The sequence below is a fragment of the Streptomyces sp. NPDC050534 genome (genome assembly GCF_044457745.1).
GTDB lineage: Bacteria > Actinomycetota > Actinomycetes > Streptomycetales > Streptomycetaceae > Streptomyces.
Genome location: NZ_JBITHF010000002.1, coordinates 818115 through 843194 on the forward strand (window position 1 = coordinate 818115; position 25080 = coordinate 843194).

The 25080-nt window shown below is 71.1% G+C and carries 19 protein-coding genes; 14 read left to right on the top strand and 5 right to left on the bottom strand.

The window, feature by feature from the left end:
- Nucleotides 1-32: 32 nt before the first annotated feature.
- From ACIBN2_RS09440 to ACIBN2_RS09495, 12 genes are all read left to right on the top strand, one after another.
- On the top strand, nt 33-1241 hold the full coding sequence (locus ACIBN2_RS09440; protein ID WP_399133639.1) for a Gfo/Idh/MocA family protein: 1209 nt from the start codon (nt 33-35) through the stop codon (nt 1239-1241).
- A gap of 16 nt (nt 1242-1257) precedes the next feature.
- Nucleotides 1258-2262, top strand: coding sequence for a sugar phosphate isomerase/epimerase family protein (locus ACIBN2_RS09445; protein ID WP_399133640.1), 1005 nt, complete (start codon nt 1258-1260; stop codon nt 2260-2262).
- A gap of 97 nt (nt 2263-2359) precedes the next feature.
- Nucleotides 2360-4864, top strand: coding sequence for a PQQ-dependent sugar dehydrogenase (locus ACIBN2_RS09450; protein WP_399133641.1), 2505 nt, complete (start codon nt 2360-2362; stop codon nt 4862-4864).
- A gap of 14 nt (nt 4865-4878) precedes the next feature.
- Nucleotides 4879-6237, top strand: coding sequence for a ThuA domain-containing protein (locus ACIBN2_RS09455; RefSeq protein WP_399133969.1), 1359 nt, complete (start codon nt 4879-4881; stop codon nt 6235-6237).
- 74 nt (nt 6238-6311) lie between these two features.
- Nucleotides 6312-7493 (top strand): inositol-3-phosphate synthase, encoded by a 1182-nt coding sequence (locus tag ACIBN2_RS09460; protein WP_399133642.1) that lies wholly within the window; start codon nt 6312-6314, stop codon nt 7491-7493.
- The gene (locus ACIBN2_RS09465) at nt 7490-8515 is read left to right on the top strand and encodes an SCO3242 family prenyltransferase (RefSeq protein WP_399133643.1); all 1026 of its coding nucleotides are present in this window, start codon (nt 7490-7492) and stop codon (nt 8513-8515) included. The genes ACIBN2_RS09460 and ACIBN2_RS09465 overlap by 4 nt, the downstream gene beginning before the upstream one ends.
- Before the next feature lie 32 nt (nt 8516-8547).
- On the top strand, nt 8548-9498 hold the full coding sequence (locus ACIBN2_RS09470; protein ID WP_399133644.1) for a sugar phosphate isomerase/epimerase family protein: 951 nt from the start codon (nt 8548-8550) through the stop codon (nt 9496-9498).
- A complete protein-coding gene (locus ACIBN2_RS09475; protein ID WP_399133645.1) occupies nt 9495-10220 on the top strand; it encodes an EboA domain-containing protein in 726 nt (241 codons plus the stop codon). The genes ACIBN2_RS09470 and ACIBN2_RS09475 overlap by 4 nt, the downstream gene beginning before the upstream one ends.
- Nucleotides 10220-11068: a TatD family hydrolase gene (locus ACIBN2_RS09480; protein WP_399133646.1), complete on the top strand. Its 849-nt coding sequence runs from the start codon at nt 10220-10222 to the stop codon at nt 11066-11068. The genes ACIBN2_RS09475 and ACIBN2_RS09480 overlap by 1 nt, the downstream gene beginning before the upstream one ends.
- Nucleotides 11069-11071: 3 nt before the next feature.
- Nucleotides 11072-12241, top strand: coding sequence for a metabolite traffic protein EboE (gene eboE / locus ACIBN2_RS09485; protein WP_399133647.1), 1170 nt, complete (start codon nt 11072-11074; stop codon nt 12239-12241).
- Complete coding sequence (locus ACIBN2_RS09490; protein ID WP_399133648.1) at nt 12238-13635, top strand: nucleotide pyrophosphatase/phosphodiesterase family protein; 1398 nt, start codon at nt 12238-12240, stop codon at nt 13633-13635. Before eboE ends, ACIBN2_RS09490 begins: the two co-directional genes overlap by 4 nt.
- A gap of 101 nt (nt 13636-13736) precedes the next feature.
- Nucleotides 13737-14765, top strand: coding sequence for a sugar phosphate isomerase/epimerase family protein (locus ACIBN2_RS09495; protein WP_399133649.1), 1029 nt, complete (start codon nt 13737-13739; stop codon nt 14763-14765).
- A gap of 81 nt (nt 14766-14846) precedes the next feature.
- On the opposite strand, the gene ACIBN2_RS09500 is transcribed toward ACIBN2_RS09495, so the two are convergent.
- From ACIBN2_RS09500 to ACIBN2_RS09520, 5 genes are all read right to left on the bottom strand, one after another.
- Nucleotides 14847-16253 carry an OFA family MFS transporter gene (locus tag ACIBN2_RS09500; protein WP_399133650.1) on the bottom strand — a complete coding sequence of 469 codons (1407 nt, stop codon included), beginning with the start codon at nt 16251-16253 and terminating at the stop codon, nt 14847-14849.
- Nucleotides 16250-17641, bottom strand: coding sequence for an OFA family MFS transporter (locus tag ACIBN2_RS09505; protein ID WP_399133651.1), 1392 nt, complete (start codon nt 17639-17641; stop codon nt 16250-16252). The genes ACIBN2_RS09500 and ACIBN2_RS09505 overlap by 4 nt, the downstream gene beginning before the upstream one ends.
- A gap of 120 nt (nt 17642-17761) precedes the next feature.
- Nucleotides 17762-19906 (bottom strand): acetate--CoA ligase family protein, encoded by a 2145-nt coding sequence (locus ACIBN2_RS09510; RefSeq protein WP_399133970.1) that lies wholly within the window; start codon nt 19904-19906, stop codon nt 17762-17764.
- Nucleotides 19907-19910: 4 nt separating this feature from the next.
- Entirely contained in the window at nt 19911-21170 is a 1260-nt protein-coding gene (frc, locus tag ACIBN2_RS09515) for a formyl-CoA transferase (RefSeq protein WP_399133652.1), read from the bottom strand.
- 9 nt (nt 21171-21179) lie between these two features.
- Nucleotides 21180-22862 carry a thiamine pyrophosphate-binding protein gene (locus ACIBN2_RS09520; RefSeq protein ID WP_399133653.1) on the bottom strand — a complete coding sequence of 561 codons (1683 nt, stop codon included), beginning with the start codon at nt 22860-22862 and terminating at the stop codon, nt 21180-21182.
- A gap of 144 nt (nt 22863-23006) precedes the next feature.
- On the opposite strand from ACIBN2_RS09520, the gene sucC reads away from it, so the two are divergent.
- Both sucC and sucD read left to right on the top strand, forming a co-directional pair.
- Nucleotides 23007-24137, top strand: coding sequence for an ADP-forming succinate--CoA ligase subunit beta (gene sucC, locus ACIBN2_RS09525; RefSeq protein ID WP_399133654.1), 1131 nt, complete (start codon nt 23007-23009; stop codon nt 24135-24137).
- Between the two features lie 14 nt (nt 24138-24151).
- Entirely contained in the window at nt 24152-25036 is an 885-nt protein-coding gene (gene sucD, locus ACIBN2_RS09530; RefSeq protein ID WP_399133655.1) for a succinate--CoA ligase subunit alpha, read from the top strand.
- The last annotated feature ends 44 nt before the right edge of the window (nt 25037-25080 follow it).

Here is a 25080-nt window from a genome sequence, read left to right on the forward strand (position 1 = left end):
GCTTTCACCACCAGGACGAGGAGGACATCCGTATGGGACAGCCCCAGCAGCCGGACGGATCGGAGGGCGCGAAGCCGCCCCTGCGCGTCGGCATGGTCGGCTACGCCTTCATGGGCGCCGCCCACTCCCAGGGCTGGCGCACCGTGGGCCGCGCCTTCGACCTGCCGCTGAGCCCGGTCCTGTCCGTGATCTGCGGGCGGGACGCGGACGCCGTGCGCCGGGCCGCCGACCGGCACGGCTGGGCGGCGGCCGAGACCGACTGGCGGGCCCTGGTGGAGCGGGACGACGTCGACCTCGTCGACATCTGCACCCCCGGCGACAGCCATGCCGAGATCGCGCTCGCCGCGCTCGCCGCGGGCAAGCACGTGCTGTGCGAGAAGCCCCTCGCGAACACCGTGGAGGAGGCCGAGGCGATGACCGCGGCGGCCCAGGCGGCCCACCGGCGCGGGCAGTTGGCGATGGTCGGCTTCAACTACCGCCGGGTGCCCGCGACCGCCCTCGCCAGGAACATGGTCGCCGAGGGCAGGATCGGCACGCTGCGGCACGTACGGGTGACGTACCTTCAGGACTGGCTGGTGGACCCGGAGTTCCCGCTCACCTGGCGGCTGCGCAAGGAACTGGCCGGCTCCGGCGCCCTCGGCGACCTCGGCGCGCACATCGTCGACCTCGCGCAGTACCTGGCCGGCGAGCGGCTGGCGGGGGTGTCCGCGATGACGGAGACCTTCGTACGGGAGCGGCCGCTGCCCGTCGGCGCCACCAGCGGCCTGACCGCGGTGCGGTCCGCCGGAGCCGGGCAGGTCACCGTCGACGACGCCGCCCTGTTCACCGGCCGCTTCACCTCGGGCGCGCTCGCCTCCTTCGAGGCGACCCGGTACGCGACCGGCCGGAAGAACGCCCTGCGCATCGAACTCAACGGCGTACGCGGCTCGTTGGCCTTCGACCTGGAGCGGCTCAACGAGCTGTCGTACCACGACGGCACGGAGCCCGGGACGCACGCCGGCTTCCGCCGCATCCTCGTCACCGAACCCGACCACCCCTACCTGGACGCCTGGTGGCCGCCGGGCCACGGCCTCGGCTACGAGCACACCTTCGTCCACCAGGCCCGCGATCTCGTCCACGCGATCGCCGAGGGCCGCCGGCCCGAACCCTCCTTCGCCGACGGGCTGCAGGTGCAGCGCGTGCTGGCGGCGGTGGAGGAGAGCGCCGAGAAGAACTCCGTCTACACGACCATCGCCGTCTGAGAAGGGTTCGAGCACCATGCCGCGCCAGTTCACGCTCTTCACCGGCCAGTGGGCCGACCTGCCGCTCGAGGAGGTCTGCCGCCTCGCCCGCGACTTCGGCTACGACGGCCTCGAACTCGCCTGCTGGGGCGACCACTTCGAGGTCGACAAGGCGCTCGCCGACCCGTCGTACATCGACTCCAGGAAGCAACTGCTCGACAAGTACGGCCTGAAGTGCTGGGCCGTCTCCAACCACCTGACCGGCCAGGCCGTGTGCGACGCCATCATCGACGAACGCCACCAGGCGATCGTGCCGCGCGAGGTGTGGGGCGACGGGGACCCGGAGGGCGTACGGCAGCGTGCCGCGCAGCGCATGAAGGACACCGCGAGGGCCGCGGCGGCCTTCGGCGTCGACACCGTCATCGGCTTCACCGGCTCCGCCATCTGGCACCTGGTCGCGATGTTCCCGCCCGCGCCGGAGTCGATGATCGAGCGCGGCTACGAGGACTTCGCCGAGCGCTGGAACCCCATCCTGGACGTCTTCGACCAGGAGGGCGTGCGGTTCGCGCACGAGGTCCACCCGAGCGAGATCGCCTACGACTACTGGACGACTCACCGCGCCCTCGAGGCGGTGGGCGGCCGCCCCGCCTTCGGCCTGAACTTCGACCCCTCCCACTTCGTGTGGCAGGACCTCGACCCGGTCGGCTTCCTGTGGGACTTCCGCGAGCGGATCTACCACGTGGACTGCAAGGAGGCCCGCAAGCGCCTCGACGGACGCAACGGGCGCCTCGGCTCCCACCTGCCCTGGGGCGACCCGCGCCGCGGCTGGGACTTCGTCTCGGCCGGGCACGGCGACGTCCCCTGGGAGGACGTCTTCCGGATGCTGCGGTCCATCGACTACCGGGGACCCGTCTCGGTCGAGTGGGAGGACGCCGGCATGGACCGGCTCCAGGGCGCACCCGAGGCCCTGAACCGCCTGAAGGCGTTCGACTTCGAGCCGCCGTCGGCCTCCTTCGACGCGGCGTTCGGCGGCAACGACTAGATCCCGTCCGCCAGACCACACCCACGCGTTCCGGGATGACGGCGCATCCCGGCGTACTGCACCCCGCCCGTACAACCGGCCCCCACTGGAGGCATCCGTGCACGGGAACACCCGCACCACCAGAACCGGCAGAACCGAGGCCCACAGACACCGCTTCCGCAGGGCCGTCGCCCTCCTGGGCGGCGTACTCCTCGCAGGAGCATCCCTCAGCCTCACCGCTCCCCAGGCCGGCGCAGCCGTAGCCGACCCGGGGGCCGCACCGGCGGCAGCCGCGGCCGAGGACTTCCAGCAGGTCACCCTCGCCAAGGGCGAACCGGAGGTCGGCGAGCCCATGTCGCTCGCCGTGCTTCCCGACCGCTCGGTCCTGCACACCTCGCGCGACGGCGAACTCCGTATGACGGACGCGGCCGGCAACACCCGGCTGATCGGCAAGCTCGACGTCTACTCCCACGACGAGGAGGGCCTCCAAGGCGTCGGTGTGGACCCGGACTTCGCGAACAACCGGGCCATCTACCTCTACTACGCGCCCCCGCTGGACACCCCGGCGGGCGACGCCCCCGAGACCGGCACGGCCGCCGACTTCGCGCCCTTCGACGGCGTCAACCGCCTCTCCCGCTTCACTCTGAACGCCGACGGCACCCTCGACGCCGCGAGCGAGAAGAAGGTCCTCGACGTCAAGACCTCGCGCGGCATCTGCTGCCACGTCGGCGGGGACATCGACTTCGACGCGGCGGGCAACCTGTACCTGTCGACGGGCGACGACTCCAACCCCTTCCAGTCCGACGGCTACACCCCCATCGACGAGCGCGCCGACCGCAACCCGGCCTTCGACGCCCAGCGTTCGGCAGGCAACACCAACGATCTGCGCGGCAAGATCCTGCGCATCAAGGTGAACGCCGACGGCTCGTACTCCATCCCCGACGGCAACCTCTTCGCGCCCGGCACGGACAAGACGCGGCCCGAGATCTACGCGATGGGCTTCCGCAACCCATTCCGCTTCAGCGTCGACAAGAAGACCGGCATCGTCTACGTCGGCGACTACGGGCCCGACGCGGGCGCCGCCGACCCGGCCCGCGGCCCCGGCGGCCAGGTCGAGTTCGCGCGGGTGACCGCCGCCGGCAACTTCGGCTGGCCGTACTGCACGGGCAAGAACGACGCCTACGTGGACTACGACTTCGCGACGAAGGCGTCCGGAGCGAGCTTCGACTGCAACGCCCCGAAGAACAACTCCCCGCACAACACGGGCTTGACGGACCTGCCTCCCGCGCAGCCCGCCTGGATCCCCTACGACGGCGCGTCCGTACCGGAGTTCGGCGACGGCTCCGAGTCCCCGATGGGCGGCCCGGTCTACCACTACGACGCCTCGCTCGACTCGCCGGTGAAGTTCCCCGAGGCGTACGACGGGAACTTCTTCGCCGGGGAGTTCGGCCGCCGCTGGATCAAGCGCGTCGTCAGCGACGGCAACGGCGCCGTCCAGTCGATCAACGCCTTCCCGTGGTCCGGCACCCAGGTGATGGACATGGCGTTCGGACCCGACGGCGCGCTCTACGTCCTCGACTACGGCACCGCCTGGTTCGGCGGTGACGAGAACTCGGGCCTGTACCGCATCGAGAACGCCACCGACGGCCACTCACCCGTGGCGCAGGCAGCGGCGAGCAAGACCTCGGGGCAGGCCCCGCTGAAGGTGCAGTTCTCCTCCGCGGGCACCTCCGACCAGGACGGTGACGCGGTCACCTACAGCTGGGACTTCGGCGACGGCGGCACGTCGACGGCCGCGAACCCTGCGTACAAGTACAAGAAGAACGGCACCTACACCGCGACCCTGACCGCCAAGGACACCTCCGGCCGCACCGGAAGCGCGAGCGTGCAGATCGTCGTCGGCAACACCGCGCCCAGCGTGTCGATCGAACTCCCCAAGGACGGGCAGCTGTTCAGCTTCGGCGACCCGGTCCCGTTCAAGGTCAAGGTCACCGACCCGGAGGACGGGACGGCGATCGACTGCTCGAAGGTCAAGGTCACCTTCATCCTCGGCCACGACACCCACGGCCATCCGCTGACCTCGGCCCAGGGATGCAGCGGCACGATCCAGACCAGCGCCGACGGCGGCCACGACGAGGACGCCAACATCTTCGGGGTCCTCGACGCCGAGTACACCGACAACGGAGGCGGCGGCCAGGCCGCGCTCACCACGCACGACCGCAACGTGCTCCAGCCCCGGCACCGCCAGGCCGAGCACTTCGGCGACTCCTCCGGCGTCAGCGTCGTCGCCAAGTCCACCGCGCACGGCGGCAAGACCGTCGGCGACATCGACAACGGCGACTGGATCTCCTTCACGCCGTACGTGCTGAACAACGCCCAGAAGGTCACCGCGCGCATCGCGTCCGGCGGCGCGGGCGGCACCCTCGAGATCAGGGCCGGCTCGGCGAAGGGCACCCTGCTCGGCAAGGCGGCCGTGCCGGTGACCGGGGGCTGGGAGAACTTCCAGGACGTCAGCGCCGACCTGTCCCGCGCGCCGAGAGGCACGACCACGCTCTACCTGGTCTTCAAGGGCGGCTCGGGCGCGCTGTTCGACGTGGACGACTTCACCTTCACCACCGGCTGAGAGGAGGGAACATGATGCGCTCAACGAGCCGACTCACCACCGTGGTTGTGGGTGCCGGGCTACTGCTCGGCTGTGTCTCGGGACCCGCCTCCTCGCACGCCGGGGAACTCTCCGCCGACGCCGGGAAGCGGGTGCTGGTCTTCTCGAAGACGGCCGGCTTCCGGCACGACTCCATACCCGTCGGCATCGAGACGGTGAAGCAACTCGGCGCGAGCGGCGGTTTCGCGGTCGACGCGACCGAGGACGCGGGCGCGTTCACCGCGAAGAACCTCCGGCGCTACGACGCCGTGGTGTTCCTGTCGACGACGGGTGATGTCCTCGACGACGCCCAACAGGGTGCCTTCGAGGGCTACATCAAGCACGGCGGCGGCTATGTCGGCGTCCATGCCGCCGCCGACACCGAGTACGACTGGGCCTTCTACGGCGGCCTCGCCGGCGCCTGGTTCCAGTCGCACCCGGCGATCCAGCCGGCGACGGTGAACGTCGAGGACCGCTCCCACCCCGCCACCTCGGGGCTGGGGCGGACCTGGGACCGCACGGACGAGTGGTACAACTACCGTTCCAATCCACGGGATCGGGCCCATGTCCTCGCCTCGCTGGACGAGTCGTCCTACACCGGCGGCACCATGAACGGCGACCACCCGATCTCCTGGTGCCAGAACTACCAGGGCGGCCGGGCCTTCTACACGGGCCTCGGCCACACCAAGGAGTCGTACGCCGAACCCGCCTACCGGCAGCACCTGCTGGGCGGCATCCGGTGGGCGATCGGGGACAGCCAGGCCGACTGCCGCGCGGAGAACGGCTACCGGCCGCTCTTCGACGGCACGTCCGCCTCGCTGGCCGGCTGGCGGCAGGCGGGCCCCGGCTCCTTCACCCTCGGCGACGACGGCACGCTGACGTCGTCGGGCGGCATGGGCCTGCTCTGGTACGCCGCCTCGGGCTTCACCTCGTACTCCCTGAAGCTCGACTGGAAGATGGCCGGCGCCGACGGCGACGACAACTCCGGTGTGTTCGTGGGCTTCCCGCCCTCGGACGACCCGTGGTCGGCCGTCGACAACGGCTACGAGGTCCAGATCGACGCCACCGACGTACCCGAGAAGACGACAGGGTCCGTCTACGGTTTCCGGTCCGCCGACCTCAAGAAGCGCGACCGTGCGCTGAACCCGCCGGGGGAGTGGAACACGTACGAGATCCAGGTCGAGGGCGAACGCCTGCGCATCTGGCTCAACGGCGTGAAGATCAACGATTTCACCAACACCGATCCGGCCCGGAGCCTCGTCGACGGACACATCGGCATCCAGAACCACGGAGCCGACGACCAGGTGTCCTTCCGCGACGTCCGGATCAAGGAACTGCCCGTCACGGGCGACTGATCGGCGGCGGGCGGGGGACGCCGGACCTCCGCCCGCCGTCTCCCGGCACGACGCGCTCGACAAGGAGGCTGCCCATGTCCGCGTCCGTTTCCGCATCCGACTCTCCCGCGCGCGTCGGCGTCTGGCTGATCGGGGCGCGCGGCTCCGTCGCGACCACCGTCGTGGCGGGCTGCGCCGCCCTGACCGCCGGCCTGCACCCACCGGTCGGCCTGGTCACCGAGACACCCGTCTTCGCCGGGGCCGGTCTGCCGTCCCTGAGCTCCCTCGTCTTCGGCGGACACGACACCCTGGACTGCCCGCTGCCCAAACGCGCGGAGGCGCTCGCGGCAGGCGGCGTCCTCCCACCGGGCCTCCCGACGGCGGTGGCGTCCGAACTCGCCGCCGCGGACCGGGAGATCAGACCCGGCGGCCCCACCCCCGGCGACACCCGCGGCCAGGACGAATTGATCGCCGCCTTCGCCGCGGACATCGGCGACTTCGTACGACGGCGCGGCCTGGCGCGTGCCGTGGTGGTGAACGTCGCCTCCACCGAGCCCCCGGCCACGGGCGGCACCCTGCCCCCCAGCTCCCTCTACGCGGCGGCCGCCCTGCGCGCGGGCTGCCCCTACGTCAACTTCACCCCGTCCACGGGCCTGCACCACCCGGCGCTGGCCACGGCGGCGGAATCCGCCGGCCTGCCGTACGCGGGCCGCGACGGCAAGACCGGCCAGACACTGCTGCGCTCCGTCCTCGGCCCGATGTTCACGCAGCGCGCCCTCGACGTGCGCGCCTGGTCCGGCACCAATCTGCTCGGCGGCGGCGACGGTGCCGCCCTGGCCGACCCGGGCGCCGCCGCGGCGAAGAACGCCGGCAAGGAACGCGTCCTCGCCGACACCCTCGCCGTGACGCCCGAGGGCGAGGTCCACATCGACGACGTCCCCGCGCTCGGCGACTGGAAGACCGCCTGGGACCACATCGCCTTCGACGGCTTTCTCGGCACCCGCATGATCCTCCAGACGATCTGGCAGGGCTGCGACTCGGCGCTGGCCGCCCCGCTGGTCCTCGACCTGGCCCGGCTGGCCGCACGGGCGCAGGAAGCGGGGCTGTCCGGCCCGCTCGGCGAACTCGGCTTCTACTTCAAGGACCCGGTGGGCGACGGGCCGGCGGCGCTGGGGGAGCAGTACACGGCGCTGACCGGGTTCGCGTCGCGGCTGCGGGCAACGCGCGACGGCTCCACGCGTGCCGGCGATCAGCCCCGGCCGGGAGAGTCGCGATGAGCGCGGCTGCCGGGACACCCCGGCCCTCCGGCAGCGCGGGCCGCGCTCGCGCCTGGGCCGAACTGCTGCGCCTCCCGGCCCTCTTCACGGTTCCGGGCGACGCCCTCGCCGGCGCGGCGGCCACCGCCGCGGCCCCCAATTCCCGCACCCTGCTGGCCATCGGTTCCTCCCTCTGCCTCTACGAAGCCGGCATGGCTCTCAACGACTGGGCGGACCGCGCCGAGGACGCCGCCGAACGCCCGCACCGCCCCCTTCCCTCCGGCCGCGTCCACCCGGCCGCCGCGTTCACGACGGCCTGCCTCCTCACCGGCGCGGGGCTCGCGCTCGCCGCCCGCGCCGGCCGCCCCGCCCTCGCGGTCGCCGCCCCCCTCGCGGCCACCGTGTGGGCCTACGACCTCGCCCTGAAGCACACCCCGGCAGGACCGGTCGCCATGGCCACCGCCCGCGGCCTCGACCTGCTCCTCGGCGCGGCGGCCACAACGGGGCTTCCTGGCAGGGCACTTGGCCCCGCAGCCCTGCTCGGCACCCACACCCTTGCGGTGACGGCCGTGTCCCGCCGGGAGACGACAGGCGGAGCGCCCCTGGCGCCACTGGCCGCGCTCGCCGCCACCGGCGTGCTGACCCGGCTGGTCACCGGCCGCCCTTCCCGACCCCCGGCAGGCCGCCGGGAAGCAGCCACCCGCGGCCTGCCGGGCACCACCTCCGCGCCCGACGGCGTGGTCTCCCGCCCCAGGGCCGCGTTCGACTTCACGCCCGCCCACCCTCCGGCCGAAGCGATCGCGACAGCGCTGCGTCCAACGCTCGCCGCCGCCTACCTGGCCACCGCCGCCCGCCCCTACCTCCACGCCACCCTCAATCCGTCACCCCCACTCACCCAACGCGCCGTCGCCGGCGGCATCCGCGCCACCATCCCCCTCCAGGCGGCCCTCACCGCCCGCTCCGGAGCCGGCCTCACCGCGCTGCTCGTCGCGGCCCTGGCCCCGCTCGGCAGGAGGTTCGCGAGGACGGTGAGCGTCACATGAGCCGTCACATGAGCCGTCACATGACCCGTCATATGGGCGCAGCGAACGGGACGGCCTCGCCGACCCGGGCGCCCCTCAGCCCCCTCCGCTTCGGCTACGGCACCAACGGCCTCGCCGACCTCCGCCTCGACGACGCCCTCGCCCTCCTCGCCGACCTCGGCTACGACGGCGTGGGACTGACCCTCGACCACATGCACCTCGACCCGCTGGCGCCCGGCCTCGCCGCACGCACTCACCGGCTCGCGGGGCGGCTGGCCGCACTCGGGCTGGGCGTCACCGTGGAGACAGGGGCCCGCTATGTGCTCGACCCGCGGCGCAAACACGGCCCGTCGCTGCTGGACCCGGACCCCGGCGACCGGGCCCGGCGCGTCGACCTGCTGATCCGCGCGGTCCGGGTCGCCGCCGACCTCGGGGCCCACGCCGTGCACTGCTTCAGCGGCGTCACGCCCGCCGGCACGGACACCGGCACGGCGTGGAGGCGCCTGGGCGAGACGCTCACCCCCGTCCTGGCGGCCGCCGACACCGCCGGTGTCCCCCTCGCCGTCGAGCCCGAACCGGGCCACCTCCTGGGCGCCCTCGCCGACTTCCACCGGCTCCGCCGCCTCCTCGGCGACCCGGAGCCGCTCGGTCTGACCCTCGACATCGGCCACTGCCAGTGCCTCGAACCCCTCTCTCCCGCCGAGTGCGTACGCGCCGCCGCTCCCTGGCTGCGGCACGTCCAGATCGAGGACATGCGCCGCGGAGTCCACGAGCACCTTCCCTTCGGAGACGGGGAGATCGACTTCCCGCCCGTCCTCGCGGCCCTGGCCGCCACCGGCTACCAGGGCCTGACCGTCGTCGAACTGCCCCGCCACTCCCACGCGGGCCCCCACTTCGCCGCTCACTCCCTGCCGTTCCTGCGCCGCGCCTCCGGAACGGCCGCCGCCCCCGCACCGCCGCACGGCGATCCCTCCGCCACCCCCGAAGGGAGCAGGACCTCATGACGCGCCCCCACACCGCCTGGGACACCCCCGCGGCAGACACCGAGGGCACCACCCCCGCCCGCACGTCACCGGCCGAACTGCACGACCACCTCAGGACCCGCCTCGACGGAGCCGCCCGCGCCTGGCTCGACCAGGCCCTCGACGAGGCCGCCGCACAACCCGGCATCCGCGGACCAATCTCCGTATGGGAACTGCGCCTCGCCGAGGCCGGACGCCGGTGCGGCTCCGAGCACGCCGACGCCGCCCGCGTGCTGATCCTGCACACCGCCCGCGCCGGCACCGACGCCGTCACCCGCGTCTACCACCAGGGCACCGCCGCCGAACGCCGCTCCGTGCTGCACGCCCTGCCCCATCTGATCGAGGGCCCCGACGCCCTGCCGCTGGTCGAGGACGCCCTGCGCACCAACGACACCAGCGTCCTCGCCGCTGCCGTCGGCCCTTACGCCGCCCGGCACCTGGCCCCCCATCTGTGGCGCCACGCCGTCCTGAAGTGCCTGTTCACCGGCGTGCCCGTCGCCGAGGTCGCCGACCTCGACCGCCGCGCCCACGCAGACGCCGAACTCGCCCGCATGCTGCGCGACTACGCCGCCGAACGCACCGCCGCGGGCCGTCCCGTGCCCGAAGACCTGTACCGCGTCCTGACCCTGTCCGACCCCACGGCCACCCCACCCGCGCGGACCGCCGAGCACGGCGCGCGCGGCACCGACGGCAAGGAGTCCTGATGCGCATCTTCGACCCCCACATCCATATGACGTCGCGCACCACCGACGACTACGAGGCGATGCACGTCGCGGGCGTCCGCGCCCTGGTCGAACCCGCCTTCTGGCTCGGCCAGCCGCGCACCTCGCCCGCCTCCTTCTTCGACTACTTCGACTCTCTCCTGGGCTGGGAGCCCTTCCGCGCCGCCCAGTACGGCATCGCCCACCACTGCACGATCGCCCTCAACCCCAAGGAGGCGAACGACCCGCGCTGCGTCCCCGTCCTCGACGAACTGCCCCGCTATCTCGTCAAGGACCAGGTGGTCGCCGTGGGCGAGATCGGCTACGACTCGATGACCTCCGCCGAGGACACCGCCCTCGCCGCCCAGCTCCAGCTCGCCGCCGACCACGAGCTGCCCGCCCTCGTCCACACCCCGCACCGCGACAAGCTCGCCGGACTGCGCCGCACTCTCGACGTCGTGCACGAGTCGGCGCTGCGCCCGGACCGCGTCCTGGTCGACCACCTCAACGAGACCACCGTCAAGGAGGCCAAGGACAGCGGCTGCTGGCTCGGCTTCTCCGTCTATCCCGACACCAAGATGGACGAGCAGCGGATGGTCGCGATCCTGCGTGCCTACGGTCCCGAGCAGGTGCTGGTGAATTCCGCCGCCGACTGGGGCAGGAGCGACCCGCTCAAGACCCGCAAGGTCGGCGAGCTGATGCTGGCCGAGGGCTTCACCGACGACGAGGTCGACCGGGTGCTGTGGCGCAACCCCGTCGCCTTCTACGGGCTCAGCGGCCGCCTGAACCTCGGCGTCACGGCCCCGGAAGCCACCCACGAGGGCAACTCCATCCTGCGCGGCGGGGCGTGAGCCATGCGCTTCCGGCACCCCGACGGCTCCACCGTCCACCTCGCCTACTGCACCAACGTCCACCCGGCCGAGACCCTCGACGGCGTCCTCGCGCAGCTCCGCGACCACTGCGAGCCCGTCCGCCGTCTCCTCGGCCGCGACCGCCTCGGCATCGGCCTGTGGCTAGCCAAGGACGCCGCGCACGCCCTCGTCACCGACCCCTCCGCCCTGCGCGGCCTGCGCACCGAGCTCGACCGGCGCGGCCTCGAGGTCGTCACCCTGAACGGCTTCCCCTATGAGGGCTTCGGCGCCGAGAAGGTCAAGTACCGTGTGTACCGGCCCGATTGGGCCGATCCCGAGCGCCTCGAGCACACCACCGCCCTGGCCCGCGTCCTCGCCGGACTCCTCCCCGACGACGTCACCGACGGCACCGTCTCCACCCTGCCGCTCGCCTGGCGCACCGCCTATGACCCCGGCCGCGCGGAGAAGGCCCACGCCGCCCTCGTCACGCTCGCCGAACGTCTCGACGCCCTCGACGAACTGACCGGCCGCTCCATCCGCGTCGGCCTCGAACCCGAACCGGGCTGCGTCGTCGAGACCACCGCCGACGCCCTCACCCCGCTCACCGCGATCGCCCGCGACCGCGTCGGCGTCTGTGTCGACACCTGCCACCTCGCCACCTCCTTCGAAGATCCGCACACCGCCCTGGACGCGCTCGCCGCAGCTCGTGTCCCCGTCGTCAAGTCCCAGCTGTCAGCCGCCCTGCACGCCGAACACCCCCATCTCCCCGAGGTCCGCGCGGCCCTCGCCGCCTTCGACGAACCCCGCTTCCTGCACCAGACCCGCACCTCCACCGCCGCCGGCCTCCGGGGTACCGACGACCTGGGCGAGGCCCTCGACGCCGACGCCCTGCCCGACTCGGGCCCCTGGCGCGCCCACTTCCACGTCCCCCTGCACGCGGCCCCCGCCGCGCCCCTCACCTCCACGCTCCCCGTCCTCAAGGCCGCACTGACCCGGCTCGTGGGCGGCCCGCACCCGCTCACCCGCCATCTGGAGGTCGAGACCTACACCTGGCAGGCCCTCCCACCCGAGCTGCGCCCCCGCGGCCGGACCCAGCTCGCCGAGGGCATCGCCGCCGAACTCACCCTCGCCCGCGACCTGCTGACCGACCTCGGCCTGAAGGAGCTCCCATGACCACCCATCGGGCGGCCCCAGAGCCCACCCCGCTCCTCGTCCTGGACGTCGTCGGCCTCACCCCCCGTCTCCTGGACCACATGCCCCACCTCAAGACGCTCGCCCAGTCCGGCTCCAGGGCAGCGCTCAGCACCGTCCTGCCCGCCGTGACCTGCGCCGCCCAGTCCACCTTCCTCACCGGCACCCACCCGTCCGAACACGGCATCGTCGGCAACGGCTGGTACTTCCGCGAGCTCGGCGACGTCCTGCTGTGGCGGCAGCACAACGGACTGGTCGCCGGCGACAAGCTCTGGGACGCCGCCCGCCGCGCCCACCCCGGCTACACGGTCGCCAACATCTGCTGGTGGTACGCCATGGGCGCCGACACCGACATCACCGTCACCCCCCGTCCCGTCTACTACGCCGACGGCCGCAAGGAACCCGACTGCTACACCCGGCCCCCGGCCCTGCACGACGAACTCACCGCGAAACTCGGCACGTTCCCCCTCTTCCACTTCTGGGGCCCCGGCGCCGACCTGGTCTCCAGCCGCTGGATCATCGACGCGACCCGCCACATCATGGCCACCCGCCATCCCGACCTGACGCTCTGCTACCTCCCTCATCTCGACTACGACCTGCAGCGCTTCGGCCCCGACGACCCACGCTCCCTGCGAGCGGCGGCCGACCTCGACGCCGCCATGGCCCCGCTCCTGGACGACGCCCGCGCCGAGGGCCGTACCGTCGTCGCGCTGTCCGAGTACGGCATCACCCGCGCCGACCGCCCCGTCGACATCAACCGGGCCCTGCGCCGCGCCGGCCTCCTCGAAGTGCACACGCAGGACGGCATGGAGTACCTCGACCCGATGGCGTCCCGCGCCTTCGCGGTCGCCGACCACCAGATCGCCCACGTCTACGTACGCCGGCCCGAGGACCTCGACGCCACGCGGGCGGCCCTGGCAGACCTGCCCGGCATCGGCCAACTCCTCGACGACGAGGGCAAGAAGACCCACCACCTCGACCACCCGCGCTCCGGCGAACTGGTCGCCGTCGCGGAGCCGGACGCCTGGTTCACGTACTACTACTGGCTCGACGACGCCCGCGCGCCCGACTTCGCGCAGCTCGTCGAGATCCACCGCAAACCCGGCTACGACCCGGTCGAACTCTTCATGGATCCGCTCGACCCCTACGTCAAGGTCAAGGCCGCGACCGCGCTGGCGCGCAAGAAGCTCGGCATGCGCTACCGCATGGCGGTCGTGCCGCTGGATCCCTCACCTATTCGCGGCAGCCACGGCCGCCTCCCTGCGAGCGACGACGAAGGTCCGCTCCTCATCTGCTCCACCCCCCGCGCCGTCGGCGACCGCCTCGCGGCCACCGACGTGAAGTCACTGCTGCTCCAACTCGCCGGTCTCACCTGAAGAAACCGGCCCCACCGGCCCGCCGGATCCCGGTGATCCGACTGGTCACAAGTGAAGCACTCACCTCTGACAACGCCCTCCGACACCGAGGAGTTCCAGGCATGAGCCGCACCTCTCAGACGGACCCCGAACTCGCCCACCGCCTCACCAGACGAGGCATGCTCGGCGTGGCCGCGGGCGCCACCGCCGCCGCCCTGCTCGGCGCAGCCTCGACCCCCGCCGCCGCGGCCGGCACCTCCGCCGCCGGCCGCGGACGTCCCGTCCTGCCGCCCGGCCGGCTCGGCGTGCAGCTCTACAGCCTGCGCGACAAGGTCGCCTCGCTGGGCTTCGCGGCCGTCTTCACCGAGCTGGAGAAGTACGGGTACGACGAGATCGAGTTCGCCGGATACACCCAGGGCACGGGCCCGATCACCCTGGCCCAGCTCAGGCGGCTGGCGAAGAACCACGGACTGAACCCGATCGGCAGCCACGTCGGCTACTCCTCCGGCGACCCCAGCGCCTACACGTTCGCCCAGAACCTCACCAAGGTCCTCGACGACGCCGAGGCCCTCGGCCTCAAGCACATCGGCACCGCCTCGGGCCCGGGCCGCTACGGCAACACCGTCGACGCCTGGAAGCGGGCCGCCGAGGAGTTCAACACCTACGGCGCGGCGGCGAAGGCGCGCGGCATGAAGTTCTACCAGCACAACCACTCCGACGAGTTCGGCTTTGCCACCGACGACCCCAAGGTCCGCCTCTACGACGTGCTGCTCGCCGAGACCGACCCCGGCCTGGTCTACCTGGAGATGGACATCTTCTGGGCGTACGCGGGCCAGTTCCGCTTCTCCAAGCGCCCCGACGGCAGCGCCGCACCCTTCGAGCCCCTCGACTACGTGCTCAAGCAGCCCCACCGCTATCCGCTCTTCCACGTCAAGGACGGCGTGAGCGATCCGTCGAACCAGTTCGGCTACCGCATGGTCGACGTCGGTGACGGCGACATCGACTACCAGAAGTTCATGTCCGCCGTGACCCGGCTGCGCGGCGAACGCCTCGCACACCACTGGCAGACCGAACACGACCAGCCCACCGAGTCGTTCACGTTCGCGCGCCGCTCCAGCGAGTATCTGCACAGCCTGCGCGAGAAGTGCTGACGGCCCTCTCGGGAGCACCGGGCGCACATGTGAGGAGGCCCTCCCCGCATCCGGGGAGGGCCTCCTCACGCGCGCGTGCCGTCAGCTCGCGGGCTGCGGCTGCGGAGTCAGCGCGTCCCTGCTGCTGCGCCCGGGCTGGCGCAGGAGCAGTGCGATCGCCGCCGCGATCATCGAGACGCCGCCCGCCAGGGCGTACGCCCCGTTGTAGCCCCAGGCCGCGACCACCATGGAGCCCAGACCGCCGCCGAACAGGCCGCTGACCAGCTTGCCGCTGTACACCAGGCCGTAGTTGGTGGCGTTGTAGTTCTCACCGAAGTAGTCCGGGGTGAGGGCGGCGAACATCGGGTAGAAGGCGCCGCCGCCGAAGCCGGAGAGGAAGGCGAAGAACAGGAACAGCCACTCGTTCTTCATGTCACCGGCCCAGATGACGCCGAACTGGGCGAGGCCCAGGACCAGGATGACGAACACCAGGGTCAGCTTGCGGCCCCACAGGTCCGACAGCCAGCCGACCACGGCCCGGCCGACTCCGTTGATGACGGCCATGACACCCATCGAGGAGGCCGCGACCAGCGGGCCGAAGCCAGCCTCCTTGGCGAAGTCGACCTGGAAGGAGATGCCGAAGATCGACACACCGGCCGTCATGACGATGGTGATCCACATCAGCGGGAGCATGCCGGTCCTGATGGCCTCCTTCGGCGTGAACTGCCGCACCGCCGGGGGGTTCTTGGCCAGGCTGTGCGCGCTCTTGGTGTTGCCGGAGAAGGACAGCGGGTCGATGTCCGCGGGCCACCAGTTCTTCGGCGGGTCCTTGAAGAAGTAGGCGCAGACGGCCACCGCGATCAGCACGTAGACGCCGATCAGGTCGAGCACCTCGTTGTAGTTCCCGGTGTCGAAGGCGTAGTTGAAGATGAAGATGAACGGCAGCGAGCCGTAGGCGAAGCCGCCGTTGACGAAGCCCGTCTTCGCGCCGCGCCGTTCGGGGAACCACTTGCCGACCATGTTGATGCAAGTGGCGTAGATCAGGCCCGAGCCCAGACCGCCGACCACACCGAAGCCCAGGATGGCCAGCATCACGTTGTCGAGGTGGGACAGGGCCAGGAAGCCGACCAGACACATCGCCGCGCCGGTGTACATGGCCCGGCGCGCGGTGAGGATGCCGCGCTCGCGCAGCCAGCCGGCCGGGAAGGCGATGCCTGCCTGGAAGAACACCCAGACGCTCAGGATCCAGAAGGTGTTGCTCTGCGTCCAGCCGTGCGCCGAGGACAGGGTGTCCTCCGCGGAGCCGTACGCGTACTCGGAGACGCTGATGGCCATCATGGCGGCCCACGGGAGATACACCATGAACTTGCGGGAGTGGCCGAGGATGTCCCTGTCGGTCTCGCCGACGCGGTAGACACGGCCGTGGGAGTCTTTGACCTCTCGGTAGGGACGGTTTGCGGCGCCGGGCTCTGCCGGCGAGCTGCCTGTTGCTATCGGGTCCGCGGTCATGTCAGGGACATCTCCTCGCCGAGCGGGTGCGGGTTGGGGACGATGCGCCGGGCGTCGGGCCTGCCCGGGGATTTCAGGAAGAGGGCCGGTACTGCGGAGGCCAGGCCGATGGAGCCGGCCAGGACGAATGCGCCGTGGTAGTCCCACGTGCCGACGACGAGCGCGGCCACGCCCGTGGCGACGAGCCCGGCGATCAGCGCCGAGCCGTGGAGCAGCCCGTGGATGGTGGCGTTGTTGTTCTCACCGAAGTGGTCCGCCGTCATGGCCGCGAACAGGGGGAGGACCGCCCCGCCGCCGAGACCGCAGACGACGGAGCAGAGCAGCAGGAGCGGCATGCTGCCCGCCTGGCCGGAGACCAGCACGCCGAACTGTGCCGTGCCGAGGACGACGCAGACGGCGATGAGCGTGTTGCGGCGTCCCCAGCGGTCGGAGATCCAGCCGGCGGCAGCGCTTCCGGTGCCGTACGCGACGGCCGTCAGGGCCACCGCCGTGGCCAGGGACCGGCCCGTGAAGCCGGACTCGTCGCCGAACGGCACCAGGACCGCGATGCCGTACACGCTGACGCCGGCCGTGCACAGCAGGCAGAGCCACATCCTCCACAGGACGGGAGTGCGGACGGCCTCCTTCACGGTGTACTGCCTGACCGCCGGCGGGTTCCTCCGCAGTGCCCGGCGGGCCTTCGGGTCGCCGGTCAGCCGCAGCGGATCCACGTGGGCCGGCCACCAGTTCTTCGGCGGGTCCTCGAGAGAGCGGCCGGCCGCGGCCACCACCAGGCACAGCCCGATGCCCGCGGCCGCGAGCACCGCCCGGTGGGCCCCCAGGTCGAGGCCCGAGGCAACCAGGACGGCGAAGGGCACGGACCCGCAGGCGAAACCGCCGCTCACGAAGCCCGTCCTGAAGCCCTTTCGCTCCGGGTACCACTTGCCGGCCGTGTTCAGGCAGGTCGCCACCACAAGTCCGGCGCCGATGCCGCTCAGGACGCCGAATCCGATCTGGGAGACCGCCATGTCCGGTACGACCGTCAGCCACAGGTAGCCCAGCAGCGCGCCGACGGCGCCGAGGGACATCGCCGTACGGGCGGGGAGCCTGCCGCTCTCCCGCAGCAGTCCGGCGGGGTAGGCCGTAGCCGCCTGGAAGAAGACCCAGACGCCCAGCAGCCGGAAGATGTGCCCGCCGCTCCACGCCTGCGCCTCGTGGAGCGTGCCCCCCGCCGACGCGCATGCGAGTTCGGCGGAGCTGATGCCCGTCATGCCCACCCAGGGCAGGACGACCATCAATGTGCGTGTTCGGCCCATCAGATCGACATCCGATTCGCCGACCCGATACACGCGGCCTTTGCGGTCCGTCACCTCCCTACAGGGGACGGACGGATAGTGGGTGGTTGTCATTTGCTCAGTGCCCCTTGCGTCGAAAGCTCTGGCCAGCGCCCCCTGTCCAATGCATTTCGCGTGCGCACGGGTCCCGGGGCCGACCGGCCGCACTGCCGGCCGGCCCCGCTTCGACTCACCTCATGAACCGCCCCCCAACAGTCCCGCCGCCCTGGCCCAGCGGTACTTGGCGCCGAGCACGTCCACCGGCTTCTCGGTCGTGTACGGGTACGCCACGACCCCGCGCTCGTAGAGGTACTGGCAGGCCTCCTCGACCTCGACGTCGCCCGCGAGCGAGGCCACCACGGGCTTCTCGATGCCGCGCTCCCGGAACTCGGCCACCACGCGCGCGGTGAGCTCCGCGAAGACCATCGGGGGAGTCACGATCGTGTGCCAGTAGCCGAGGACGAGAGCGTGGATGCGCGGGTCCTCCAGGCCCAGCCGGATCGTCGCCTCGTACGTCGACGGCGGCTCGCCCCCGGTGATGTCGACCGGGTTGCCCGCGGCCCCGAAGGGCGGGATGAACTTCCGGAAGGACGCGTCCAGGTCCTCCGGAATCTCCATCAGGGACAGGCCGTTGTCGGTCACCGCGTCCGACAGCAGCACCCCGCTGCCGCCCGCCCCGGTGATGATCACGATGTTGTCGCCCTTGGGAACGGGAAGCACCGGCAACGCGCGCGCGTACTCGAGCATCTCGTTCAGCCCGGGCGCCCTGATGACGCCGGCCTGCCTGAGGATGTCGTCGTAGACGGCGTCGTCGCCCGCGAGCGCCCCGGTGTGCGAGCCGGCGGCCTTCGCGCCCGCCGCCGTACGGCCCGCCTTCAGCACCACGACCGGCTTCTTCGGCACGGTCGCGCGCGCGGCCTCCACGAAGGCGCGCCCGTCCTTGAGGTCCTCCAGGTGCATCGCGATGCACTCGGTGTGGGGGTCCTCGCCGAACCAGGTCAGCAGGTCGTCCTCGTCAAGGTCCGACTTGTTGCCGAGGCCCACGATCGCCGACACACCCGTCTTCGTGGTGCGGGCGAAGCCCAGGATGGCCATGCCGATGCCGCCGGACTGCGAGGTCAGCGCCACCCCGCCCTTGACGTCGTACGGCGTGCAGAACGTGGCGCACAGGTCCTGCCACGTGGAGTAGTAGCCGTAGATGTTCGGACCGAGGAGGCGGACGCCGTACCGCTCGGCGATCGCGACGATCTCCTCCTGGAGTTCGTGCTCGCCGGTCTCCGCGAAGCCGGAGGGGATCAGCACGGCATTGGGGATGTTCTTGCGTCCCACCTCCTCCAGGGCCGAGGCCACGAACTTGGCGGGGATAGCGAAGACCGCCACATCCACCTCACCGGGAACGTCCGTGACACTCTTGTACGCCTTGCGGCCCAGAATGTCATCGGCCTTGGGGTTCACCGGATGGATCTCTCCGGAGAAGCCGCCGTCGATGAGATTGCGCATCACCGAGTTGCCGATCTTGCCCTGCTCGTTGGAGGCGCCGATCACGGCGACCGAGGCGGGCTGCATCAGGCGCCGCATCGAGGTGAGGATCTCCTCGCGCGTGTACTTCCTGCGCGGGGCCGGCTGCTTCTCGGCGAGGATCACGCGGATGTCGGCGGCGACGGCACCTTCCGGGGTCGCGATCACCGGGTTGAGGTCGACCTCGGCGATCTCCGGGAAGTCCGCCACCAGTTGCGACACCCTGCGGATCTGCTCGGCGATCGCCCACCGGTCCACGGCCGGGGCGCCGCGCACCCCGTGCAGGATCTCCGCCGACCGGATCGAGTCCAGCATGGACATCGCCTCGTCGGCGCTCACCGGCGCCAGCCGGAACGTGACGTCCTTGAGGACCTCGACGAGCACCCCGCCGAGCCCGAAGGCGACGACCTTCCCGAAGGTCGGGTCGGTGACCGCGCCGACGATGACCTCCTGCCCCTGCGGCAGCAGCTCCTGGACCTGCACGCCCTCGATACGCGCCTGGGCGTCGTACGCCCGCGCGTTCTCGACGATCTTGTGGAACGCGGCCCGTACGTCCGCGGCGCCCTCGACACCGACGATCACACCACCGGCGTCCGTCTTGTGCAGGATGTCCGGCGAGACGATCTTCATCACGACGGGCCCGCCGAAGCGCGCCGCGTACGAGACGGCCTCATCGACGTCGGTGGCCAGCTCCTCTCCCGGTACCGCGATGCCGTACGCGTCGGCGATCACCTTGCCCTCGGGCGCGGTCAGCGCGGTCCGCCCCTCGGCCCGCACAGTGTCGAGGAGCGACCGCACCCTCAGCTCCCGGTCTTCCGCCATCACGTCAGATCACTCCGTTCGACTTGAGCAGGCGCAGCTCCTCGTCGCCGAGGCCGAGCTCGCCGACGTAGACCTCTTCGTTGTGCTCGCCGAGCAGCGGTGAACTGGTCACCTCGACGGGGGAGTCGGACAGCTTCAGCGGGCTGCCGACCGTGGTGAACTCGCCGCGCTCGGGGTGCGGCACGGTGACGACCATCTCGTTGGCGACCAGCGACCGGTCCTCGATGATCTCCCTGGTGGAGAGGATCGGCCCGCACGGGATGTTGTGGGCGTTCAGCCGCTCCAGCACCTCCCACTTGGGCAGGGTCGAGGACCACTCCTCGATCAGCTGGAACATCTTGCCGAGCTTGGGCAGGCGGGCCTCCGGCGACGCCCACTCGGGGTCCTCCGCCAATTCCGGCCTGCCGATCAGCTCACTGATGGGCTTCCAGCCGACGGGCTGGACGATGACGTACACGTAGTCGTTCGGGCCGCCCGGCGCGCACTGCACCGCCCAGCCTGGCTGACCGCCGCCGGAGGCGTTGCCCGACCTGGGAACTTCGGTGCCGAAGTCCTCGTTGGGATATTCAGCGAGCGGGCCGTGGGCCAGGCGCTGCTGATCGCGCAGCTTCACCCGGCAGAGGTTGAGCACAGCGTGCTGCATGGCCACGTTCACCCGCTGGCCGCGCCCGGTGTGCTCGCGCTGGAACAGCGCCGCGAGGATCCCCGCCACCACGTGGACGCCCGTGCCCGAGTCCCCGATCTGGGCCCCCGTAGCCAGCGGCGGTCCGTCCTCGAAACCGGTGGTCGACATCGATCCGCCCATGGCCTGCGCGACGACCTCGTACGCCTTGAAGTTGGTGTACGGGCCCTCGCCGAACCCCTTGATGGAGGCATAGACGATCCGAGGATTGATCTCCTGGATGCGGTCCCAGGTGAAGCCCATGCGGTCGACCGCGCCCGGCCCGAAGTTCTCGACCATGACGTCGGAGCGCCGGATCAGCTCGGTCAGGATGTCCTTGCCACGCTCGGTCTTGGTGTTGAGGGTGATGCTCCGCTTGTTGCAGTTGAGCATCGTGAAGTAGAGGGAGTCGACGTCCGGCAGATCGCGCAGCTGCTTGCGCGTGATGTCTCCGGTCGGCGCCTCCAGCTTGATCACGTCCGCGCCGAGCCAGGCCAGCAACTGGGTCGCGGAGGGCCCGGACTGGACGTGGGTCATGTCGAGGACGCGGACGCCGGCCAGCGCCTTGGTCGGCTGCGAGGTCGAAATGATCTCCGTGGTCACCAGGTCACCTCACTTGTACATGGTCTGGTTCATGGTTCCGGGGGCGTACGCGTCCGGGTCGACCCAGACGTTGATCAGCGACGGCTTGCCCGACTCGCGGGCGCGGCGCAGCGCGGGGCCGATGTCGGCGGGGTCGCGCACCTCCTCGCCGTAACCGCCCAGCATCTGGGCGAACTTGTCGTAGTGGACGTCGCCGAGGGTGTTGCCGATCCGCTCGCGCTCCAGGCCGTACTTCTGCGCCTGGCCGTAACGGATCTGGTTCATGGAGGAGTTGTTGCCGACGATGCCGACGAAGGGGAGGTCGTAGCGGACGAGGGTCTCGAAGTCCCAGCCGGTGAGGGAGAAGGCGCCGTCGCCGAAGAGGGCCACCACCTCCTTGTCGGGCCGCGCCTGCTTGGCCGCGAGCACGAAGGGGACGCCGACGCCGAGGGTGCCGAGCGGCCCCGGGTCCATCCAGTGCCCGGGGGACTTGGGCTGCACGACCTGCCCGGAGAAGGTGACGATGTCGCCGCCGTCACCGATGTAGATCGAGTCCTCGGTCAGGAAGTCGTTGATCTCGCTGACCAGGCGGTACGGGTGGATCGGTGAGGCGTCCGACCTCAGGCTGGGCAGCCGCTTCTCGATGGCGGCCTGCTCGGCGGTGCGCAGCTCGTCGAGCCACTCCTTGCGCTTGGCGGCACCGCCGTTGACGCGTCCGGAGGCGGCCTCGGTCACCGACTTCAGGACGAGTCCGGCGTCGCCGACGATGCCGAGGTCGATGTCGCGGTTCTTGCCGACGGTGCGGTAGTCGAGGTCGATCTGCACGACGGTCGCGTCCGGCGAGAGCCGCTTGCCGTAGCCCATGCGGAAGTCGAAAGGCGTGCCGACGATGACGATGACGTCGGCGTTGGAGAAGGCGTAGCGGCGCGACAGCTGGAAGTGGTGCGGGTCGCCGGGCGGGAGGGTGCCACGGCCTGCACCGTTCATGTACGCCGGGATGTTCAGGGTGCGCACGAGGTCGATGGCCGCCTCGGTGCCGCGGGTCGTCCAGACCTGGCTGCCGAGCAGGATGGCCGGCTTCTCGGCGTGCACCAGCAGGTCGGCGAGCTTCTCGACGGCCTCGGGGTCGCCGGCCGAGCGGGTCGAGGCGCGGTAGGCGCCGGCCTTCGGCACGCGCGCCTTCTCCACCGGCACCTTGGCGTCCAGCACGTCGCGCGGGATCTCCAGGAAGGAGGGGCCGGGCGCGCCGTGGTAGCACTCGCGGAACGCCATCGACACCATGTCCGCGGCGCGCGCCGTGTCCGGCACGGCCGCCGCGAACTTGGTGATCGGCGTCATCATGTCGACGTGCGGCAGGTCCTGCAGCGACCCCATCTTGTGCTGGGTGAGGGCCCCTTGGCCGCCGATCAGCAGCATCGGTGACTCCGCACGGAAGGCGTTGGCGACACCGGTGACGGCGTCCGTCGTCCCCGGGCCGGCGGTGACCACCGCGCAGCCCGGCTTGCCGGTGAGCCGGGCGTAACCGTCGGCGGCGTGCGCGGCGACCTGCTCGTGGCGGACGTCGACGACCTCGATGCCCTCGTCGACGCAGCCGTCGTAGATGTCGATGATGTGGCCGCCGCACAACGTGTAGATGCGGTCGACTCCCTCGGCCTTGAGGGCCTTGGCCACCAGATGACCGCCGGAAATCACGTCCTGGGTGTCGTCGGGCATGGCGAAGTCCTGTCCCTTCGTAGGGGGTTGAACTGCTCTCGCGGTACATTGCATACAGTCGACGAATACTGTATGAACCTTGTTATCCCGCATCCGGTGGGTGGTGTCCAGGGGGCGTGCGGCACTTTTAAGACAGGAGCCGAAATGGACCTGTACGAACACCAGGCAAGAGAACTCTTCGAGGAGCACGGCATCGTGGTGCCGAGGGCGGAGGTCACCGACTCGCCCAAGGAAGCACGCGAGATCGCCCGCAGGCTGGGCGGGCGAGTGGTGGTGAAAGCCCAGGTCAAGACAGGCGGACGAGGCAAGGCGGGCGGGGTGAAACTGGCTGCCGATCCGGCCGCCGCGGAGCTCACCGCACGGCACATCCTCGGCATGGACATCAAGGGCCACACGGTCGGCAGGGTGATGCTGGCGCAGCCCGTGGACATCGAGACCGAGTACTACGTCTCCTACGTGCTCGACCGGGCGGCGGGCACGTTCCTCGCGATCGCCTCCGCCGAGGGCGGCATGGAGATCGAGGAGGTCGCCGCCAGTCGTCCGGAAGCGGTGGCCCGCATCCCGATCGACCCGGCCGAGGGCGTGACCTCGGCGAAGGCGGGCGAGATCGCGGAGGCGGCGGGCCTGCCGCCGCAGACCGTCGACGTGCTCGTACGGCTGTGGCAGGTGCTGGTCCGGGAGGACGCGCTGCTCGTCGAGGTCAACCCGCTCGTGCGTACGGAACAGGGCCAGATCCTGGCACTCGACGGCAAGGTCACCCTGGACGACAACGCCCGCTTCCGGCAGGCGCGTTGGGGCGCCGAGGGCGTGGAGCACGACGACAGGCTGGAGGCGGCGGCCGCCGCCAAGGGCCTCAACTACGTCAAGCTGGACGGCGAGGTCGGCATCATCGGCAACGGCGCCGGCCTGGTCATGTCGACCCTCGACGTGGTCGCGGGCTGCGGCGCCCGCCCCGCCAACTTCCTCGACATCGGCGGCGGGGCCTCCGCCCAGATCATGGCCGACGGGCTGTCCGTCATCCTCTCCGACCCGGCCGTGAAGTCGGTCTTCGTCAACGTCTTCGGCGGGATCACCGCCTGCGACGCGGTCGCCGACGGCATCGTGCAGGCGCTGGACGCCGTGCAGTTGACCAAGCCGCTGGTGGTGCGGCTCGACGGGAACAACGCGGCACGCGGCCGCGCCATCCTCGACGAGCGCGCCCACCCACTGGTGCAGCAGGCCACCACCATGGACGGCGCCGCCGCCCGGGCCGCCCAACTCGCCACCGCCAACTGAGGAGACGGGACGACATGGCCATCTATCTCACCAAGGAGAGCAAGGTTCTCGTCCAGGGCATGACCGGCGGCGAGGGCATGAAGCACACCCGGCGGATGCTCGCGGCCGGCACGAACGTCGTCGGCGGCGTCAACCCGCGCAAGGCCGGCCACAGCGTCGACTTCGACCACCGGGCCGTCCCCGTCTTCGGGTCGGTCGCCGAGGGCATCCACGCCACCGGCGCCGACGTCACCGTCGTCTTCGTGCCGCCCGCCTTCGCCAAGGCCGCCGTCATCGAGGCCGCCGACGCCGGCATCGGCCTGGCGGTCGTCATCACCGAGGGCATCCCCGTCCACGACTCCGTCGCCTTCCACACGTACGCGAAGTCGAAAGGCACACGGATCATCGGCCCCAACTGCCCGGGCCTGATCACTCCGGGACAGTCCAACGCGGGCATCATCCCGTCCGACATCACCAAGCCCGGCCGTATCGGCCTGGTGTCGAAGTCGGGCACGCTCACCTACCAACTCATGTACGAGCTGAGGGACATCGGCTTCTCCACCTGTGTCGGCATCGGCGGCGACCCGGTCGTGGGCACCACCCACATCGACTGCCTGGCCGCCTTCCAGGACGACCCCGACACCGAACTCATCGTCCTCATCGGTGAGATCGGCGGCGACGCCGAGGAGCGGACGGCGGCCTACATCCAGGAACACGTCACCAAGCCCGTGGTCGGCTACATCGCCGGCTTCACCGCGCCCGAGGGCAAGACGATGGGGCACGCCGGCGCGATCGTGTCCGGTTCCTCCGGCACCGCGCAGGCGAAGAAGGAGGCGCTTGAGGCGGTCGGGGTCAGTGTGGGAAGCACACCGACGGAGACGGCGAAACTTGTGCTCTCACGTCTCGAAGAGCAGCGATAGGTCGCTCATAGTCGAACTGAGCCACGCAATCCCCGCCCCCGACT

Bases quoted from the DNA above. Each gene is read 5' to 3' on its own strand.
- ACIBN2_RS09440 (WP_399133639.1), top strand. From the start codon at position 33: ATGGGACAGCCCCAGCAGCCGGACGGATCGGAGGGCGCGAAGCCGCCC.
- ACIBN2_RS09445 (WP_399133640.1), top strand. From the start codon at position 1,258: ATGCCGCGCCAGTTCACGCTCTTCACCGGCCAGTGGGCCGACCTGCCG.
- ACIBN2_RS09455 (WP_399133969.1), top strand. From the start codon at position 4,879: ATGCGCTCAACGAGCCGACTCACCACCGTGGTTGTGGGTGCCGGGCTA.
- ACIBN2_RS09460 (WP_399133642.1), top strand. From the start codon at position 6,312: ATGTCCGCGTCCGTTTCCGCATCCGACTCTCCCGCGCGCGTCGGCGTC.
- ACIBN2_RS09465 (WP_399133643.1), top strand. From the start codon at position 7,490: ATGAGCGCGGCTGCCGGGACACCCCGGCCCTCCGGCAGCGCGGGCCGC.
- ACIBN2_RS09470 (WP_399133644.1), top strand. From the start codon at position 8,548: ATGGGCGCAGCGAACGGGACGGCCTCGCCGACCCGGGCGCCCCTCAGC.
- ACIBN2_RS09475 (WP_399133645.1), top strand. From the start codon at position 9,495: ATGACGCGCCCCCACACCGCCTGGGACACCCCCGCGGCAGACACCGAG.
- ACIBN2_RS09480 (WP_399133646.1), top strand. From the start codon at position 10,220: ATGCGCATCTTCGACCCCCACATCCATATGACGTCGCGCACCACCGAC.
- eboE (WP_399133647.1), top strand. From the start codon at position 11,072: ATGCGCTTCCGGCACCCCGACGGCTCCACCGTCCACCTCGCCTACTGC.
- ACIBN2_RS09490 (WP_399133648.1), top strand. From the start codon at position 12,238: ATGACCACCCATCGGGCGGCCCCAGAGCCCACCCCGCTCCTCGTCCTG.
- ACIBN2_RS09495 (WP_399133649.1), top strand. From the start codon at position 13,737: ATGAGCCGCACCTCTCAGACGGACCCCGAACTCGCCCACCGCCTCACC.
- ACIBN2_RS09500 (WP_399133650.1), bottom strand. From the start codon at position 16,253: ATGACCGCGGACCCGATAGCAACAGGCAGCTCGCCGGCAGAGCCCGGC.
- ACIBN2_RS09505 (WP_399133651.1), bottom strand. From the start codon at position 17,641: ATGACAACCACCCACTATCCGTCCGTCCCCTGTAGGGAGGTGACGGAC.
- ACIBN2_RS09510 (WP_399133970.1), bottom strand. From the start codon at position 19,906: ATGGCGGAAGACCGGGAGCTGAGGGTGCGGTCGCTCCTCGACACTGTG.
- ACIBN2_RS09520 (WP_399133653.1), bottom strand. From the start codon at position 22,862: ATGCCCGACGACACCCAGGACGTGATTTCCGGCGGTCATCTGGTGGCC.
- sucC (WP_399133654.1), top strand. From the start codon at position 23,007: ATGGACCTGTACGAACACCAGGCAAGAGAACTCTTCGAGGAGCACGGC.
- sucD (WP_399133655.1), top strand. From the start codon at position 24,152: ATGGCCATCTATCTCACCAAGGAGAGCAAGGTTCTCGTCCAGGGCATG.